This window comes from Sphaerisporangium sp. NPDC049457, assembly GCF_055586705.1.
The window spans coordinates 38364-55848 of record NZ_JBVJHR010000019.1 but is presented as its reverse complement, the minus strand read 5'-3'; the positions used below and the strand labels follow the sequence as shown (position 1 = coordinate 55848).

14 protein-coding genes and 2 tRNA genes are annotated in these 17485 nt (G+C 72.3%); 4 read left to right on the top strand and 12 right to left on the bottom strand.

The window, feature by feature from the left end:
• Positions 1-124: 124 nt before the first annotated feature.
• From ACZ6QO_RS27655 to ACZ6QO_RS27645, 3 genes are all read right to left on the bottom strand, one after another.
• A complete protein-coding gene (locus tag ACZ6QO_RS27655; RefSeq protein ID WP_465854617.1) occupies positions 125-1252 on the bottom strand; it encodes a hypothetical protein in 1128 nt (375 codons plus the stop codon).
• Positions 1253-1441: 189 nt separating this feature from the next.
• Positions 1442-2167, bottom strand: coding sequence for a peptidyl-tRNA hydrolase (locus tag ACZ6QO_RS27650; RefSeq protein WP_465854616.1), 726 nt, complete (start codon positions 2165-2167; stop codon positions 1442-1444).
• 172 nt (positions 2168-2339) lie between these two features.
• Positions 2340-3743 carry an MFS transporter gene (locus ACZ6QO_RS27645; protein ID WP_465854614.1) on the bottom strand — a complete coding sequence of 468 codons (1404 nt, stop codon included), beginning with the start codon at positions 3741-3743 and terminating at the stop codon, positions 2340-2342.
• Positions 3744-3814: 71 nt separating this feature from the next.
• On the opposite strand from ACZ6QO_RS27645, the gene ACZ6QO_RS27640 reads away from it, so the two are divergent.
• A complete protein-coding gene (locus tag ACZ6QO_RS27640; RefSeq protein WP_465854612.1) occupies positions 3815-4810 on the top strand; it encodes a GlxA family transcriptional regulator in 996 nt (331 codons plus the stop codon).
• 94 nt (positions 4811-4904) lie between these two features.
• On the top strand, positions 4905-6785 hold the full coding sequence (locus tag ACZ6QO_RS27635) for a propionyl-CoA synthetase (RefSeq protein WP_465854610.1): 1881 nt from the start codon (positions 4905-4907) through the stop codon (positions 6783-6785).
• A 472-nt stretch (positions 6786-7257) separates the two neighbouring features.
• On the opposite strand, the gene ACZ6QO_RS27630 is transcribed toward ACZ6QO_RS27635, so the two are convergent.
• A tRNA-Ala gene (locus tag ACZ6QO_RS27630) sits at positions 7258-7333 on the bottom strand.
• Between the two features lie 318 nt (positions 7334-7651).
• Between ACZ6QO_RS27630 and ACZ6QO_RS27625 the strand changes: the two genes are divergently transcribed.
• Both ACZ6QO_RS27625 and ACZ6QO_RS27620 read left to right on the top strand, forming a co-directional pair.
• Positions 7652-8353 (top strand): tRNA-dependent cyclodipeptide synthase, encoded by a 702-nt coding sequence (locus ACZ6QO_RS27625; RefSeq protein WP_465854609.1) that lies wholly within the window; start codon positions 7652-7654, stop codon positions 8351-8353.
• Between the two features lie 39 nt (positions 8354-8392).
• Complete coding sequence (locus tag ACZ6QO_RS27620) at positions 8393-8941, top strand: EF-hand domain-containing protein (protein WP_465854608.1); 549 nt, start codon at positions 8393-8395, stop codon at positions 8939-8941.
• Between the two features lie 37 nt (positions 8942-8978).
• On the opposite strand, the gene ACZ6QO_RS27615 is transcribed toward ACZ6QO_RS27620, so the two are convergent.
• The 8 genes from ACZ6QO_RS27615 to ACZ6QO_RS27580 form a co-directional block, all read right to left on the bottom strand.
• Entirely contained in the window at positions 8979-10478 is a 1500-nt protein-coding gene (locus ACZ6QO_RS27615; RefSeq protein WP_465854606.1) for a vWA domain-containing protein, read from the bottom strand.
• Positions 10479-10672: 194 nt separating this feature from the next.
• Entirely contained in the window at positions 10673-11326 is a 654-nt protein-coding gene (locus tag ACZ6QO_RS27610) for a class I SAM-dependent DNA methyltransferase (RefSeq protein ID WP_465854604.1), read from the bottom strand.
• Positions 11327-11741: 415 nt separating this feature from the next.
• Positions 11742-12563, bottom strand: a complete 822-nt coding sequence (locus ACZ6QO_RS27605; protein ID WP_465854603.1) for a GNAT family N-acetyltransferase — start codon at positions 12561-12563, stop codon at positions 11742-11744.
• 70 nt (positions 12564-12633) lie between these two features.
• Entirely contained in the window at positions 12634-13263 is a 630-nt protein-coding gene (locus ACZ6QO_RS27600) for a UTRA domain-containing protein (RefSeq protein WP_465854601.1), read from the bottom strand.
• 74 nt (positions 13264-13337) lie between these two features.
• A tRNA-Ala gene (locus ACZ6QO_RS27595) sits at positions 13338-13410 on the bottom strand.
• A 190-nt stretch (positions 13411-13600) separates the two neighbouring features.
• A complete protein-coding gene (gene yjfF, locus ACZ6QO_RS27590) occupies positions 13601-14614 on the bottom strand; it encodes a galactofuranose ABC transporter, permease protein YjfF (protein WP_465854599.1) in 1014 nt (337 codons plus the stop codon).
• Between the two features lie 91 nt (positions 14615-14705).
• A complete protein-coding gene (locus ACZ6QO_RS27585; protein WP_465854597.1) occupies positions 14706-15779 on the bottom strand; it encodes an ABC transporter permease in 1074 nt (357 codons plus the stop codon).
• Positions 15776-17290 carry a sugar ABC transporter ATP-binding protein gene (locus tag ACZ6QO_RS27580; protein WP_465854595.1) on the bottom strand — a complete coding sequence of 505 codons (1515 nt, stop codon included), beginning with the start codon at positions 17288-17290 and terminating at the stop codon, positions 15776-15778. Before ACZ6QO_RS27580 ends, ACZ6QO_RS27585 begins: the two co-directional genes overlap by 4 nt.
• Positions 17291-17485: the final 195 nt, after the last annotated feature.

The following is a 17485-nucleotide window of genomic DNA, read 5'->3' as shown; positions in this document are numbered from 1 at the left end:
ACCGGGACGGCCGCGCCGCATGCCTCCTCCGCTGGAGCGGCGGCCTGCGGACGCGGGCGCGCCCGGCGTGACGGCCGCAGAGGCCGGCAGACGGTGGCGGAACGTGGCGGTGCGGCGGCAGGTGTCAGAGGGGGCGGATGCTGGTGAGGAGGGTGTTGATGTCGGCCCAGCGCTTCTTCTGGGCGTCGGGGATGGAGATGAAGACCATGGCCGGCTTGGCGTCCGGAAGGTCGACCAGGGCGACGGCCGCGGTGGCCACGTGCTTCTTGCCGCCGACCTTGTAGTGCACCCAGTAGCCGAGCAGCCAGCCCTCGCGCTTGCCGGCCTTGAAGCCCTGCGAGGCGGTCCAGGTGATCGTGGAGCCGGCCGGATGGTGGTTCAGCGTCCAGCGTGCCGCGAGGTAGGCGGTCTCCTTGAGCTCGTCCTGCACCGCGATCGGGACCGGGCAGGTCGCCAGCAGCCCGCGGTGCCCGGCTCCCTTCACCCTGGGGAGAAGTCTCCGCGTGGCGAACGGCGAGGACTTGGCGAGCTTCCATGCCTTGACGAAGCGCGTGAAGGAGATGCCGGACCTGTCGTCCTTCACCCTGCCCTTCGTCGGCGCGCCACGCCCGGGGTAGTTGGCGAGCTTGCGGTCGGCGGGCGGCGCGGGGACGCGCGGGTCGGCCTCGGCCGCGGCGAGGGCGCTTCCGCCGGGCAGCGGGGTGGGCGCCGGCGTGGCTCCCACCTGCGCGGGGGCCGCCGAGACGCTCGGCGCGGCGGAGACACCGGGGTCCGTGGACGCTCCCGGCCCAGCGGGCGCCGCGGCCGTCGCGGAGGCCTCGGGCGCCGCCGAGGAACCGGGGACGGCGGCAGCGGGATCCGAAGGCCCGGCCTGGGTCGCCGCCGGCGTCACGGGGACGCCGGACGGCGGCGCGGCATCCGTACCGGGGGCGGTGCTCTGTGCCGCCGATACGGGCGGCGGCCCCGCCGCGTCGGGACCGGCAGCCGTCGGCCTGCCCTTCCCCGAGTCGTTGACATAGAAGAGGACGCCGGCCACGGCGACGGCCACAGCGGCGGTGACGCCGATCACTATGCGGTAGATGACGCGCATCGGCAGGTCGCCCAGCCGGGAGATCGGCGAGCGGCGCTTGGCGGGCGCAGGCGGCGGAGGCTCCTCGATTGTGATCTTCGGCAGCGGCGCGGTCTCCGCGTCCGCCATTACGTACGTTGGGACGGCCTTGGTCCCGTAGTTCCCACCTACCCCATTTGGCACGTTGGGGAGCGTACGGCAAATCGCCCATTCGCGCCCCAGTTCCCGATCACACTTCGGGAACGAGTCCCTACCGCATCGAGGTTTTCGTGGGCTCTGACCTTTACTTTCGTCCTCTGGTCAACGCAGGCGCCATCGGACGGGGGCGGCGCGGGCAGGGCGTCCACCAGCCGGTATGATCATGAAGCGCGGCTAGCGCGACGGGTCGCGCAGCGGGCCCCAACCGGCCGGCCGCAGACCTCCGGCCCTCAGCCATGGCGCGTCCGCGACGACCGTGCGAGAGCCGGGCTCGATCTCGGTGAAACCGGCGTCGCGCACGACGGGGAGCCCACTGTCGACCAGCGCGGCCCACCGCCACGGCTCGGCCGTGCGGACGGTGACCGGCAGGCCGCCCGCGTGCCAGGCGGCACGGGCCGCCTCGCCGGTGCCCCACCAGGCGAGCTGCGCCGCGTGGCCGGCCTGGGCCATCGCCTTGCCCGCCGACATGTCGAGGGACGGGTTGGACCACAGCACGACCCCGCCGGGCGGCGGCGGCGCGGGAGGCGCGGAGTCCACCAGGCCGGTGCCGGAGACCTGCAGGCGGGACAGGTCTTTGGGCCAGGCGTCGAGCGGGATCGGCGGGTGCACCCGCACCTCGGCCGAGCGCAGTGTGACCGTGATGCCGGGAAGCTCCAGCACGCGGCGCCACTCGGCCCCTCTGGCCCGCCGCACGACCTTCCTGATGCCGATGGTCTCCCACGCCCGCACGGCCTCGGCCCACTCGCCGTGCAGGGCACGCTCGTCGGTCAGCAGAGTGAGCACGGCGAGCGCCGCCGCCTCGAGAGCGTCGGTGCGCTCGGGCGGCGTGGCGCGCTCGATGCGGACGACCAGGGGGAGCACTCTCTGGTCTGACCGGTCTGGCTGGTCTGGCGCGTTCACGCCCCCAAGGATCTCACCGCTCACCGACAGACGCGGCGCCCGGGACGTCCCGCGAAGCAGCGGGGTCCCGGCGGCCCGCCGTGTCAGCCCTGGACAGGCCGGTCGCCGTGCCCCCGCGCTCGCCGCGGCCCGGTCCACTATGCCGCCGTGGCCCGGCCGGTCCGTCCGCGGTTCAGGCGGTGGCCGCGGGCACCTGTCCGGGGCTCGGGGTCGCGCCGGGAGAGGAGCCGTTCTTCGAGGCGATGCGCAGCGACATGGCCGCGGCCAGGGCGCAGAGCAGGCCGGCGCCATACCAGGCCGCGTCGTAGTGGCCGAGGTGGTCGCGGGTCAGGCCCGCGGCGACCGCCGCGATGGCGGCGCCGATCTGGTGTGAGGCGAACACCCAGCCGAACACGACGCCGCCGTCCCGCCCGTACAGCCTGCGGCACAGCGCCACGGTCGGCGGCACGGTGGCCACCCAGTCCAGGCCGTAGAAGACGATGAACACCAGCATGCTCGGCCCGGCCGTCGCGGCGAACAGCGGCGGCAGCACCAGCAGCGACGCGCCGCGCAACGCGTAGTAGACCGCGAGCAGCAGCCTGGGGTCGACACGGTCGCTGAGCCAGCCGGAGAAGATCGTGCCCGCGATGTCGAAGACGCCGATGAGCGCGAGCAGCCCGGCGGCGGTGGTCTCGGGCATGCCGTGGTCGTGGGCGGCCGGGATGAAGTGCGTGCCGACCAGGCCGTTGGTGCTCGCACCGCAGATGGCGAAGCCGACGGCGAGGTACCAGAACGACCGGGTCCGCGCGGCCGACCGCAGCACGGCGATGGCCCGCAGCGCCGCGCCGCCGGAACCCGTTCCGCCGGCGGCGGAGGCGCCCGTGGAAGCGGCGGGCGCGCCGTCCCGGTGACCGCCCGCGGACGTGTCCTGCGGACCGGCGGACGAGGCGTCGGCGAGAGCGGCCGGAGGCGGCGCGCCGTAGGCGGTCAGGCCGACCTCCTCGGGGTGGTCGCGAAGCAGCAGCCAGATCAGCGGGACGACGGCGAGCGCCGACGCGGCCACCACCAGGGCGGCCGTGCGCCAGCCCGGACCCTCGGCGACCCAGGCGAGCACGGGAAGGAAGACGAGCTGGCCGGTGGCGCTGCCCGCGGTCAGCACGCCGGTGACCATGCCCCGGTGCCGTACGAACCACCGGTCGGTGACCGTGGCGACGAAGACCAGCGCCATCGACCCGGTGCCGAGCCCGGTGAGCACGCCCCAGCACAGGATCAGCTGCCAACTCGCCGTCATGAAGACGGTGAGCCCGCTGCCGAGGGCCACCAGCAGCAGCGCGCACGACACGACGCGGCGCATGCCGAACCGGTCCATCAGAGCGGCGGCGAACGGCGCGGTGAGGCCGAACAGCATCAGGTTCACCGAGACTGCGGAGGAGATCGTCCCTCGCGACCAGCCGAACTCGGCCTCCAGCGGGGTGATCAGCACCCCCGGCGTGGCCCGGAAGCCGGCCGCCCCAATGATGGCGACGAAGGCGACGGCCGCCACCGCCCAGGCCCGATGCGGCCACCGCCGGCGTTTCACGTCATGCGTCATCATCATGCGGACAATAGTCATCGTCCGATTCGCCGGCGACGAGTGGCTTGATAGCCAATATCTGAAAGAATCCGGCCATGATGCACCGCATCGCGGTCCTCGCGCTGGACGACTTCGCCACGCTGGACCTCGGCACCCCGGGGCAGGTGTTCTGGGTCGCCGAGGACGCCGAAGGCCGCCGGCTGTACGACATCGTCACCTGCACCCCCGGCGGGCGTCCCGTGCGCGGGTCGGCGGGGTTCACCGTGCTCCCCGACCACGATCTGTCGGCCCTCGCCACGGCGGACACCGTCATCATCCCCGGCGTCCACAGCGGGTCGATGTTCGAAGACGGGACGATCGACGGCGAGCTGCGCGACGCCCTGCGCGAGGCGGCCACCCGGTCGCGGCTGATGTCCATCTGCACGGGTGCGTTCGTGCTCGCCGCCGCGGGGTTGCTCGACGGACGGCCGGCCACGACCCACTGGAGGAGCGCCGACCTGTTCCGCTCGCTGTTCCCCCGCGTCCTGCTCGACCCCGACGTGCTGTTCATCGACGACGGCGACCTGCTGACCTCCGCCGGCGTCGCCGCGGGCATCGACCTGTGCCTGCACGTGATCCGCCGGGACCATGGGAGCGAGACCGCCAACCGGGTGGCGCGGCGCTGCGTCACCCCGCCGTGGCGGGAGGGCGGCCAGGCGCAGTACATCGAACGCCCGCTGCCCGCTCCCGGGGACGCCACCACCGCTCCCACCAGGGCGTGGATGCTCGAACGGCTGCAAGAGCCGCTGGACCTCGCCACCTTGGCCAGGCACGCGCGCATGAGCGTGCGCACCTTCACCCGCCGTTTCCGGGAGGAGACCGGGCTCAGCCCCGCACGGTGGCTCGTACGGCAGCGGGTCGAGCGGGCGCGCCACCTGCTCGAGACCACCGACCTGCCCGTCGACCAGGTGGCGGCCCGGGCGGGCTTCGGCACGGCCGTCTCACTGCGGCAGCATCTGCACGCCACGGTGGGGGTGGCTCCGCTGACCTACCGGCACACCTTCCGGGCGGACGTACCCGCCGGCGCCCGCGCCGCCATCCGTTCCGCCTGACCTCGCCCGCCGTCACGGGTCTTCGTGCCCTGTCCCACGGCGGACCGCTGAGTCATGATGGCGGTCGGACCGATTGGCAGGTGAGCAGGGAGCCATGTCGTACGCGGACGCCTTCACCAAGAGCATCGACGATCCCGACGCGTTCTGGGGCCAGGCCGCGACGGCCGTGACCTGGAATCGCGTCCCTGACAGGACACTGGACGCCGACGCGGCGCCGTTCTACCGGTGGTTCACCGGCGGTGAGCTGAACACCTGCCGCAACGCCCTGGACCGGCACGTGGCCGGCGGGCGGGGCGGGCAGGCGGCGCTGATCTACGACAGCCCGGTCACCGGCGCGGCCCGCACCTACACCTACGCCGAACTGCTGGAGCAGGTGGCGCTGTTCGCCGGGGCGCTGCGCGACCTCGGCGTGAGCAGGGGCGACCGGGTGATCATCTACATGCCGATGGTGCCCGAGGCCGTCGTGGCCATGCTCGCCTGCGCCCGTCTCGGCGCCGTGCATTCGGTGGTGTTCGGCGGCTTCGCCCCCCGCGAGCTCGCGGTGCGCATCGACGACGCCCGGCCGGTGGTGGTCGTGTCGGCCTCTTGCGGCATCGAGCCGTCCCGGGTCGTCCCGTACAAGCCGATGCTCGACAGCGCGCTGGAGATGGCTGAGCACCGGCCGGAGCACTGCGTGATCCTCCAGCGCGAGCAGGCGCCCGCGACTCTGACGCCCGGCCGTGACGTCGACTGGCGCGAGGCCATGGCCGCGGCCGAGCCCGCCGAGTGCGTCCCGGTGGCGGCCACCGACCCGCTCTACATCCTCTACACCAGCGGCACGACGGGGAGGCCGAAGGGCGTGGTGCGCGACAACGGCGGCCACGCGGTCGCGCTGCTGTGGAGCATGCGCAACGTGTACGACATCGCGCCGGGCGACGTGTTCTGGGCGGCCTCGGACGTGGGCTGGGTGGTCGGCCACTCCTACATCGTGTACGCGCCGCTGCTGCTCGGCGCGACGACGGTCCTGTACGAGGGCAAACCGGTGGGCACTCCGGACGCGGGGGCGTTCTGGCGGGTGATCTCCGATTACAGGGTGAACGCGCTGTTCACCGCGCCGACGGCGTTCCGCGCGATCAAGAGGCTCGACCCGGACGCCGCATATCTGGCCAAGTACGACATCTCATCGCTGAGGACGCTGTTCCTCGCGGGCGAGCGGCTCGACCCCGACACCTACCACTGGGCCGCCGAGAAGCTCCGCGTCCCCGTGGTGGACCACTGGTGGCAGACAGAGACCGGCTGGCCCGTCGCCGCCAACCTGCGCGGGCTCGATCCCATGCCCGTCAAGCCGGGCTCGCCCACGGTGCCGGTGCCGGGGTACGACGTGCGCGTCCTGGACCCCGACGGCCGGCCGTGCCCGGCGGGCGTGGACGGGGCGATCTGCGTACGGCTGCCGCTGCCGCCGGGCACGCTGCCCACGCTCTGGCAGGACGACGAGCGTTTCCTCGCCTCCTACCTTTCGGCCTACGAAGGGCACTACCTGACCGGCGACGGCGGGCACGTCGACGAGGACGGCTACCTGTTCGTCATGGGACGCACCGACGACGTCATCAACGTGGCCGGGCACCGCCTGTCCACCGGTTCGATGGAAGCGGTGCTGGCCGGGCACCCGGCCGTCGCCGAGTGCGCGGTGATCGGCGTCGCCGACGAGCTGAAGGGTCAGGTGCCGCGCGGGCTGGTCGTGCTCAAGAGCGGCGTCGACGCCGACCACGCCGAGCTGCGCGATGAGCTGGTGCGCCTGGTCCGCGACCAGGTGGGGGCCGTCGCGGCGCTGAGACGCGTGGACATCGTGCCGGGGCTGCCCAAGACCCGGTCGGGGAAGATCCTGCGCAAGACCATGCGCGGCATCGCCGACGGCGTCGACGAACCGGTCCCCTCCACCATCGAGGACGCCGCGGTCCTGGACGCGCTCCGCCCAGTACTGCGAAGCAACCCCTGAACAACCCCCTGCGACATCCTCGACGGCGGCCCATCCAGTGCGATGACCGGAGTGGATCGCCGGGTCCCCGCAGTAGGACGGCGCCGGCATCCGCCGTCCACCATCCCGCCGACGCGGCGCCGGCGGAAGGAGCCCACCGGACGGACGGGAGGAAGCACCCTCGCCGAGGGTGAGCGGTCACGGCACTGGCGCCGGCCATGCGTGCCGAACCCGCTCACCCGGCGGAACGGCTCCGCCACGCCGCCGCGACATCCTCGCTGTTCGCCTGACGCGGCGGAGCGGCTCCGGCACGGTGCCGGGACGTCGTCGTTCTGCGCCTTGTGCGGCGGAACGGGCTGCGGCGCGGTGCCGCGGTGTCTTCGTTTTCTGTCGTGGAATGCGACAAGGCCACCCCGGAGGGTGGCCTTGTGCTGGGGACCTTCGAGCGCCTGCTCAGCGGCGGTCGTTCGCCGGTGGGCGGGCAGGCGTCCGGTGGTGGAGCTATGGGGATTCGAACCCCAGACCTCCTCCATGCCATGGAGGCGCGCTACCAGCTGCGCCATAGCCCCTGGTCGCCTGGCTAACGGCCTTGCGGCCGCGCCGTGCCCCGCCAGTGTATCGGAATTCGCCCCCCGCGCCGAACCGCCGTAGCCGCCGCCCACCGACGCCGCGGAGCACGTGCCGGCCGGGCGGCCGGCGTCGGAGCGGCCGGGCGGTCAGCGCCCGATCGGCTGGGCGGGCGGACCCGATCAGCCGGGCGGGCGGCATCCGATCGGCTGGGCGGTCATACGCCTTCTGGCCTGCGGCGATGCGCCGGATAAAGAGGTGCAACTACTGTTTGCAGCCAATCGACTACCAATGGTGGCGGAGTTTGCTAGTTTCACGGCATGAGGAACGTCATGATCCGGCCGCTGACGAGTGCCTGCTCGCGCATCGTGGTCAAGCGCGAGCACGCCCTCATCGGCGTGAGCGCGCTCAACGGCTACTTCTCCCAGGCGACGATCACCGAGCTGCTGCGCTGGGCCCTGACGACCTTCGCCCGGGTCGACGTGCTGCTTCCCGGCACCGAGCTCGAAGGCACCCTGCGCGGGCGGGGGCACGCCGCGGGCCGGGTGCGGCGCAAGGCGAAGATGGCCATCAACAACACCCACAACCGGGTCAGGCGGGCTCTCGGCGAGCTCGGGGCCCCCGGTTCTGTCGCCGTCTTCAGCTGGTCCGACCTGGCCGCCAACCGGCCGTACGCCGCCATGCGCGCCACCGCCGAGCGGCTGTACGCGACCGACCCGGGCTTCCGCGCCGCCTGTCTGGACGCCGTCGTCCCGGTGATCGCCAATGGCGCGAACGGCGCCGAGGAGCCGGTGACCCGCGAGCGGGCCGAGATCGCGGTGCCTTTCCTGCTCGGCGAGTTGCCGCTCGTGGTCGACACCCCGGCGATCCTCGGCACCCGCTCGTCGGTGTTCTGCTACCCGCGGCCGATGCCGCTCGTGACCCACCTGTACGGGGGCCTTCTACCCATCTCGCGCGCCCCGGGGCAAGGTTTCCTGGTCACCGAGCTGACTCGCGTTGACAGCGCGCCTTACCGAGGGTAACGATTAGTCGCCCCGCGTAACCGCCCGCTAGGAGCCGACATGCATCGGAGCCCCCACGCGCTCAACGCCGGATCCGCATTCGACACGAGCGACGTCGATCAGGACGGCTACCTCGACAAGGAGGACATGCGCCTTGTCGGTCTTCATCTGGCCGACCGCCTCGGCCTGCCCGCCGACTCCCCCGCCCGCGCCGGCCTGCTGGCCGCCTACGCGCACGTCTGGGCCAACGTCGTGGCCGCCGTCGGCACCGACGACAACGGCCGCATCAGCCGGCAGAGGTACATCGAGTACGCCGTCTCCCCCACCCTCGACCGCACGCGGTTCATCGTGGCGATCGTCTGGCCCATCACCGACGCCCTGTGGGACGCGCTGGACGCCGACGGCGATCAGAAGCTCGGCATGCACGAGTACCTCCGCCTGTGGTCGGCCTACGACGTCGAGACGGCCGAGGCGCGCGAGGCGTTCATCCTGCTGGACACCGACGGCGACGGCCGTCTCGGCAAGGACGAGTTCGCCCAGGCCATGTACGACTTCTACTTCAGCGACGACCCTCAGAAGGCCGCCATCCCCATCCTGGGGCGATCCTGACCCGCGCATGGCCGGGCGGCGGGCGAGCCGGGCGGGCTCATTCCAGCGAGCCCGCCCTGCGGATCAGCTCGGCCAGCTCGGTCACCATGGGGTCCTCCGTCGCCGCCGCCAGCCGCTCCGCGTGGCCGGCCAGGGCGCCGAGGTCCTCGGTGAACATCTCGTCCTCCGCGTGCCTGAGCCGCTGGGCGAAGGCCGCGACCACCGCGTCCACCTGCAGCCGGGGCGGCGCGGCCTCCCACAGGCGGTCCGACAGCGCGGCCACCTCCAGCGCGCCGCTGGTCTCGGCCGGCTCGCGGGTGTCGGGGTCCTGCCAGCGCACCGTCGCCATGGCGAGCTGCCCTGAGGTTCCCGGGCGCAGGCGCACCGAGTAGAGCGCGGTGACCGCGTGGCCGGGTCCCACCTCGCCGCCGTCCTTGGCGTCGTCGCGGAAGTCCCGCGCGGCCAGCGCGCGGTTGTCGTAGCCGACCAGCCGGTAGGACGCGACGGTGGCCGGGTTGAACGCGACCTGCGCCTTGGCGTCACGCGCCCGCAGGTCGAGGTTCGCCGGCAGCCGCTCGACGAAGACCTCGCGCGCCTGCTCCGGCGAGGCGACGTACACCGCGGCGCCGTCGCCGTGGTCGGCGAGCTGTTCCATCAGCGTGTCGCCGTACTCGCGGCCGACGCCGACGCACAGCAGCGTGATCCGGCGTCCGGCGGACTCCTCGACCCGGTCGAGGATGCCCTGCCAGGCGGTGTCGCCGGTGTTGGCCAGGCCGTCCGACAGCAGGATCACCCGGTTGGTCGCGACCGGCCGGTAGGCCCGCGCCGCCTCGGCGTACCCGGCGACCAGTCCGGCCTCAAGGTTGGTCGACCCCTCGGTGGCCAGCCTGTCGACGGCGGCGTGCAGTTCGTGGCGCTCACCGGCCGGGGTCATCGACAGCAGCAGCCGGGCCTGGTCGCTGAAGGAGACGATCGAGACCTGGTCGCCCGGCCCGAGCTGGTCCACGAGCGTGTGCAGTGCGTCGCGCACCAGGTCCAGCCGCCCGGGATCCCTCATGGAGCCCGAGACGTCGACCACGAACGTCAGGTTGGCGGGCCGGCGCGCGGCCGCGTCGGCGGTGCGGGTCTGCAGACCGACCCGCAGCAGCGCGGTGCCCTCGACCGGCCCCTTGGCCCCGTCGAGCCGTATCGCGAAGCCGTCCCCCGGCGGCTCCGGATACCCCTGCCCGAAGGCGTTGACGAACTCCTCCGGCCTGACCTGCGCCGGGTCGGGCCGCCGGTCGGCCTGCAGGCTGGCGCGCGCGTACCCGTAGGAGGCGGTGTCGACGTCCAGCGCGAAGGTGGAGATCTCGTGCGCGGGTTCGGCGGGAGCGGTGGGCACGGGCCGGCCGGTGGCACCGGCCGCGGGCGCCTCGTCACCCGGCCGCCCTTGGCCGGCCGTGTCGCCGGCGGGTCTGGACGGTTCGCGCGCCCCTGAAGTTTCGTTGGAACTCGCGCCGCAGGCCGAGGCGAGCAAGGCGAGCACCGCCAGAACGCAGATGAGGATTCGTGACTTCACAGGAGGCCCCTCTCGGTGTCACCTCCTACGACGACTCCGCGGGCACGGCCGCCGGACCCGTCATCCAAGCGACGGTGAACCGTGCCCGGAGCGTGACCGGCCGCGGCGCGCCCGTCCGGGGCCGGTCACGCCGACCGCCGGACGCGCACCCGTCCGGCGGCAGGTCAGCGGACGCGCGCCCGTCCGGCGGCGGGTCAGAACGTGTTCCTGCGGCAGTTGAGGAACAGCTGCATCTCCAGCGGCTCGTCCTCTGTCGCCGGGACGTACGCCAGGTCCATCTGCTCACGCACGCTGAACCCGGCCTCCTCGACGACGGCGCGCAGCGCGTATCTGGCATAGCCGGTCATCCGCAGCCACGTGTCCAGGACGCGGACCGGGGCGTCGTCGATGTCCATCTCCACCATGCCGACGGCCAGCCAGCCGCCGGGCACGAGCACCTCGTGCAGGCGGAGCAGCGTCGCCATGATCTCGTCACGCCGGAGCATCGACAGCGAGAAGTAGGCCACGACGGCGTCGAACCGGCCGAGGCCGGCGTCGATGTCGACGACGTCCATCCTGTGCAGGTCGGCCTCGGGGACGTTCGCGGCGGACAGCGCGAGCATGACGGGCGAGATGTCGATGCCCGTCACCTCGCACCCCGCGTCCACCAGTTGCCTGGCCGTCGGCAGGCCGGTGCCGCATCCGACGTCGAGCACCCGCGCGCCCGGGCGGAGCTTGCGCAGGACCCATTCGGCCGAGGCGATCTGGCCGCCCTTGTAGGGGAACGCCTCGTCGTACCTGGCGCCGATGCGGTCGAACGCATCAGCCTGGGCGGCCCGGTGCGCCGGGCGCGAGCGTCTCGCTGTCATCCATTCCACCCAACACTGAGCCGTCATCTTCGCTCTCATTAGATAGAGCGATACCACGACACAAGTCAAGCCCAGTCAGGATATGAGTTGATGCAATTAATGAGAAATATGCCAATCAAGTGGTATTCGCGGGTGTCAATGAGCCATCGGGATGTTTTCCGGATGTGTCAAAGCTCCGGTTCACGTACGGTCCCCATACCGCGCCCAGGCCCGCCCAGGCCCGCCGCCGGGACGGCGGTGCGCGCGGCGCCGGCCGGTGGAAGTTTCAAGCGCGACGTCGCCGCCCTCGGGGCGGCGACCCTCGCGGCGCCCACCGCCGGACGCCGCCGGACGCCGGCACCGCCGCCGGTCTCCCGGCCGGCTCAGGTTCGACCCGCCCCCCGTGGGAAGCCGGGCCGGGCCGCCGGGCCGGGTGTCACGCCCGGCGGGCCAGCGTGATGGACGCGTAGTCGGCCACCGGCTGGTAGCCGAGCGCCTGGTAGATGGAGTTCGACGTCGGATTCGCCAGGTCGGTGAACAGCAGCAGAAGATCGGCTCCGGCGTCCTGGGCGGCGCGGGTCGCTCCATGGGTGACCACCGCGCCGTATCCGCGACGGCGGAACTCCGGCGGGGTGTACACCGGCCCGATGCGCGACATCCCGATGATCGGCAGCGAGAAGGCCGCCATGGCGACCGGCCGCCCGCCGTCCTCGAGCAGGACGAACTCGCCCCGGCCGACGCGGTGCTTGATCTGCGGCGAGGGATCGTCGTCGCCGATCTCGGGCTCGGCCTCGGCGAAGAAGGCCCGCATCCACTGGACGAGCAGTTCGACGTCGTGCTCGCCGGCGACGCGGGGGGCGCCCTCGCGGGACGGCGGACGCAGGGCGCCCAGCCGGTAGAGCCGCAACGACATGCGCGACTCCTCCGCGCGGCCGGACGCGGCGGCGAAGGCCTCCACCTGGCGCAGCGGCCCGTTCACCCCGGTGCTCTCGCGGTCGCGCAGCGCCTCGGCGAGGGAGGGCACCGTGTCGAGCGGGATGTCGCCCAACAGCAGCGGATTGGGCGGCGTGTGCAGCATCACCGCGCGCACCTCCCCTCCGGCGGTGTACCAGCCGAGCAGCCGGCCGTCCTGCCACAGGCCGTGCCGCATGCGGCCGAGCACGGTCAGCGGAACCGTGTTGCGCACCGGATCACGGCGCAGCCACGCCTCGGCCGCGTCGGGAAAGTCATCGAATGTCGCCGTGAACCTCCACACCATGCGGGACAGTGTGCCAACAAGCGGCCCGCGCGGGCGATCTGTTTTGCCGCGACCGGAGCGCTAGAACGCGCTAGAACTCGTCGGCGCCGGCGACCTGCCGGATGGGGAACACGTGGCGGGAGGCGGCGCAGATGGTCGCAAGGACGTGGACGGGCGTGCCGTCGGTGGCGTACCCGGCCCGCACGATCTGCACCACCCACTCCCCCTGCGACAGCCGCAGCGTCTCGTCCTCGAACGCGGTGGGCCTGCGCGCGAGCAGTTCCTCCTCGGCGTGGCCGAAGCGGTGGCCGAGGGCCTCGATGCCGGCCTGCAGGCTGGGCAGGACGAACCCCGGGGCGGCGAGCGGGGTGCCGCCGAACAGGTCGAGGCGGAGGTAACTGGTGGCGATGCGCACCGGGACCCCGTCGGCCAGCAGGAGCTTGCGCCGCGCCAGCACCTCGGCGCCGGGCTGGACGCGCAGCGCCTCGGCGATGCGCTCGCTCGCGGGCTCGGGGCCGACGTAGAGCATGCGGCGGTCGGCGCGGACCCCCTGGCGCTCGGCCTCGGCGGCGAACAGCGACGCCGACGCGCGGATCGCGGGCTCGGTGGGCAGCGCGCGGCGCACCACCACATGAGGGAGGTCGGGCGTCTCGCGGCCCGCACGCGCCGCCGCGTCGAGTTCCACGCGCAGTAGCCCTTCCAGATCTCGGCCGTGGCGCATCGGGGGCCGTCTTGGAACTCGACGGCCGTCCACCACGTCTCGGGCGCGAGAACCCGCGCCCGTGTCACGCCGGGTGGAGCTATGGGGATTCGAACCCCAGACCTCCTCCATGCCATGGAGGCGCGCTACCAGCTGCGCCATAGCCCCTTGCGATGCGCGGACAGTCTATCGGAACCGCGCCACCGCGCGGTACCGGGAAACCGCGGCCCCGCCGCAGCTGCGCCGGGCGACCGCGTGTCACGACACGGGCGACGCCAGGGCCACCGGCGGCCGGGGAGAGGGACGCGCGTCGCGCCCCTCTCCCCGGCGAGGTCCCGCGGTCGAAGCGGGAGCCCGCTCATCGCCTCCCGCGGGCGCCGATCACCCTTTGCAGCAGGATGAAGGCGCACAGCAGGATGCCGATCACGATCTTGGTCCACCAGGAGCTCAGCGTGCCCTGGAAGCTGATGATGGTCTGCATCAGGCCGAGCACCAGCACGCCGAGGAGGGTGCCGAGCACGTAGCCGGACCCGCCGGTCAGCAGGGTGCCGCCGATCACCACGGCGGCGATCGCGTCGAGCTCCATGCCGACGGCGTGCAGGGCGTAGCCGGAGAGCATGTAGAAGGTGAGCAGCACCCCGGCCAGCGCCGAGCAGACGCCGCTGACGGTGTACACCATGATCTTCGTGCGGGCCACCTTCAAGCCCATCAGCAGCGCCGACTGCTCGCTGCCGCCGATGGCGTAGACCGACCGCCCGAACCGCGTGTAGTGCAGCACATAGAAGGCGACCGCCACGACGATCAGCGCGATGACGACGCTGGGCGGGACGAACGTGTCCCCGGGCAGCGGGATGCGCGTCTGCGCCACCTCGGTGAAGACCGGGTCCGTGATCGAGATGGAGTTGATGCTGATCACGTAGCACAGCCCTCGGGCGAGGAACATGCCCGCGAGCGTGGCGATGAACGGCTGGATCTCGAAGTGGTGGATGACGAAGCCCATGACGAACCCCGACGTCGCGCCGACGATCAGCACCAGGGGGATGACCGCGTACATGGGCCAGCCGTGCTGCTCCACCAGCGACGCGCAGATCATCGTGGACAGCGCGACCATGGCGCCCACCGACAAATCGATGCCGCCGGTGAGGATCACGAACGTGGCTCCGACGGCGGCGACCAGCAGGAACGCGTTGTCGATGAGCAGGTTGAGCACGACCTGGCCCGACGCGAAACTCTCGTACTGGACCGCGCCGGCCGCGAACATCACCAGCAGCAGGCCCGCGGTCACGACGACCGGCAGCTTGCCGTTCAGAAGCGCCGCGGCGGCTCCCGCCCCGCGCTCCGTGACCGTCTGGGCTTCTCGCACCGTCACCATGCCGCGCCTCCCATCTGCCGGCGCCGCACCGGGCCGGTGCCGCGCCGCCGCGCGGAGCCGGGGCCCCGCCGGCGTGCCGTGGCGAACTCGTTCATGCCGTCACCTCGACCTTCGGTGGCGGCGCCGACGCGTCGCCCCCGCTTCGTCGCCGGCCGCGGCGGAACACCTTCGCCCGGAAGGCCGGGGACTGGAGCAGGCAGACGCCGGTCACGACGATCGCCTTGAAGACCAGCGTGGTCTCCGGTGGGATCCCGGTGCTGTAAACGGTGGTGGACAGCGTCTGGATGATCAGCGCGCCCGCCACGGTGCCGGTCAGGTAGAACCGGCCGCCGCTGAGGGAGGTGCCGCCGATCACCACGGCGAGGATCGCGTCCAGCTCGATCCACAGGCCGGCGTTGTTGCCGTCCGCGCTGGACACGTTCGAGCTGATCATCAGCCCGGCGATGCCCGCGCACAGGGCGCAGAAGGTGTAGACGACCACGGTGAGGCCGCGGGAGCGGATGCCGACGAGCCTGCTCGCCTCGGCGTTGCCGCCGACCGACTCCACCAGCAGTCCGAGCGCCGTCCGCCGGGTGAGCACCCCGGTCAGCGTCAGGAAGACGGCCACTATCAGCAGCGAGAACGGCAGCGTGAGCCAGTACCCGCCGCCGATCAGCTTGTACGGCGGGCTGGAGATCGTGATGATCTGCCCGTCGGTGATGAGCTGGGCGATGCCCCGCCCGGCGACCATGAGCACGAGGGTGGCGACGATCGGCTGCACTCCGGCTCGCGCCACCAGCAGGCCGTTCCACACGCCGAGCACCACCGAGGCGGCCAGCGCGATGCCCACGGCGGTCAGCACGCCTGGGACGGCCCCCTGGTTCTCCTGCCCGCTGATCCACAGGCAGGCCAGCGCTCCGGAGATCGCCACGACGGAACCGACGGACAGGTCGATGCCGCCGGTGGCGATCACGAGGGTGAGGCCGAGCGACACCAGGATCAGCGGGGCGCCGAAGTGGACGATGTCGATGAGGCTGCCGTAGAGGTGGCCGTCCTTCAGCCGGATCGCCAGGAAGTCGTGGTTGAACACCACGTTGCCCAGCAGCAGGGCGGCCAGGACGAGCAGCGGCCAGAACAGGCGGTGCCGGGCCACCGTCTTCCACTGCGGGATCGTTTGGACGCTCATCGGTCGCCTCCGCCCGCGATGGCCGCCATGACGCGCCCGGCGGTCTCGTCTCCACCGGCGGGTAACTCGGCGACCACGTGCCGGTCGCGCAGCACGACGATCTTGTGGCTCAGCCGGAGCACCTCCTCGATCTCGGCGGAGATGAAGAGCACCGACATCCCCTGCTCCGACAATGACACCACCAGCTTCTGGATCTCCGCCTTGGCTCCGATGTCGATGCCCCGTGTGGGCTCGTCAAGGATGAGCAGGCGGGGCTCGGTGATCAGCCACCGGGCGAGCAGCACCTTCTGCTGGTTGCCGCCGCTGAGGTCGCGCACCCGTATGTTCGGGTCGCCCGGACGGATGCCGAGGGTCTTGATGTACTTGGCCACGAGTTCCTCGCGACGCGCGGCCGGCAGCGGGCGCGCCCAGCCCCGGGCCGCCTGCAGTGCCAGGATGATGTTGTCCCGCACGGACAGGTCGGGGACCAGCCCCTCGGCCGCGCGGTTCTCCGAGCAGAACGCGATGCCGCGCCCGATGGCCGCGCGGGGCGTGCGCAGCGACGCGGGCTGTCCGTCGACGACCACGCTGCCGCTGTCGGCCGCGTCGGCGCCGAACATCAGACGGGCGATCTCGGTGCGCCCGGAGCCGAGCAGGCCCGCCAGGCCCACCACCTCGCCCTCGTCGATGGTGAGGTCGAACGGCTCGATGGCCCCCTTGCGTCCCACGCCGTCGGCACGCAGCAGGGGTTTGCCCCCTTCGGCCTTGCCGTGCTCGTGCAGCGCGTCCAGCTCGACGAGTTCCTTGCCGATCATGAGCTGGACCAGCGCCATGCGGCCCAGCTCGGCGGTGGGGTACTCCCCGACGAGGGCGCCGTTGCGCAGTACGGTCATCCGGTCGCTGATCTCGTAGACCTGCTCCAGGAAGTGCGACACGAACAGGATGGCGACGCCCTCGGACTTGAGCCGCCGCATCACCGAGAACAGCCGCTCCACCTCGTCGCGGTCGAGGCTGGAGGTGGGCTCGTCCAGGATGAGCACCTTGGCCGAGACGTCCAGGGCCCGCACGATGGCGACGAGCTGCTGGACCGCCAGCGAGCAGGAGCCGAGCGGCATGGTGACGTCGAGCGACTCGAGCCCGACCCTGGCCAGCAGCTCGGTCGCCCTGCGTCTGGTCTCCTTCCAGCGGATGCGGCCCCGCCGGTAGGGCTCACGGCCGATCGAGATGTTCTCGGCGACCGAGAGGTTCGGGCAGAGGTCCACCTCCTGGTAGACGGTGCTGATGCCCGCCTCGCGGGCCTGCGGGGTGCTGGTGATGCGCACCGGCTGACCCTCGATCGTGACGGTTCCGGCGTCCGGGCGGTGGACGCCGGTCAGCACCTTGATCAGAGTGGACTTGCCCGCGCCGTTCTCGCCCATCAGCGCGTGGATCTCACCGGGGAACAGGCGCAGGTCGACGTCCGAAAGCGCATGAACACCGGGGAACCGCTTGTGGATTCCCCTCATCTCCAGAACGGGTCGCGGTTCCGCCATGCGCACGTTCCTCCCGCGGCGCCTCCGGCGCCAGACGCTTGTCCATAGTCGGTCCTTGGGGACCGGGGGGGGGGGGGGGGGGGGGGGGGGGGGGGGGGGGTGTGGTGTGTGGGGGGGGGGCTTGGGCCGGCCGAAGTAGGTGCCCATGGACGGCACCGTCCAGCCGAGGCCGCGCCTGCGCAGCTCGGAGACGGT

Excerpts from the sequence above, each read along its gene's own strand:
- ACZ6QO_RS27620 (WP_465854608.1), top strand. The coding sequence starts at position 8,393 with ATGCATCGGAGCCCCCACGCGCTCAACGCCGGATCCGCATTCGACACG.
- ACZ6QO_RS27600 (WP_465854601.1), bottom strand. The coding sequence starts at position 13,263 with ATGCGCCACGGCCGAGATCTGGAAGGGCTACTGCGCGTGGAACTCGAC.
- ACZ6QO_RS27635 (WP_465854610.1), top strand. The coding sequence starts at position 4,905 with ATGTCGTACGCGGACGCCTTCACCAAGAGCATCGACGATCCCGACGCG.
- ACZ6QO_RS27645 (WP_465854614.1), bottom strand. The coding sequence starts at position 3,743 with ATGATGATGACGCATGACGTGAAACGCCGGCGGTGGCCGCATCGGGCC.
- yjfF (WP_465854599.1), bottom strand. The coding sequence starts at position 14,614 with ATGGTGACGGTGCGAGAAGCCCAGACGGTCACGGAGCGCGGGGCGGGA.
- ACZ6QO_RS27605 (WP_465854603.1), bottom strand. The coding sequence starts at position 12,563 with ATGGTGTGGAGGTTCACGGCGACATTCGATGACTTTCCCGACGCGGCC.
- ACZ6QO_RS27585 (WP_465854597.1), bottom strand. The coding sequence starts at position 15,779 with ATGAGCGTCCAAACGATCCCGCAGTGGAAGACGGTGGCCCGGCACCGC.
- ACZ6QO_RS27625 (WP_465854609.1), top strand. The coding sequence starts at position 7,652 with ATGAGGAACGTCATGATCCGGCCGCTGACGAGTGCCTGCTCGCGCATC.
- ACZ6QO_RS27580 (WP_465854595.1), bottom strand. The coding sequence starts at position 17,290 with ATGGCGGAACCGCGACCCGTTCTGGAGATGAGGGGAATCCACAAGCGG.
- ACZ6QO_RS27640 (WP_465854612.1), top strand. The coding sequence starts at position 3,815 with ATGATGCACCGCATCGCGGTCCTCGCGCTGGACGACTTCGCCACGCTG.
- ACZ6QO_RS27610 (WP_465854604.1), bottom strand. The coding sequence starts at position 11,326 with ATGACAGCGAGACGCTCGCGCCCGGCGCACCGGGCCGCCCAGGCTGAT.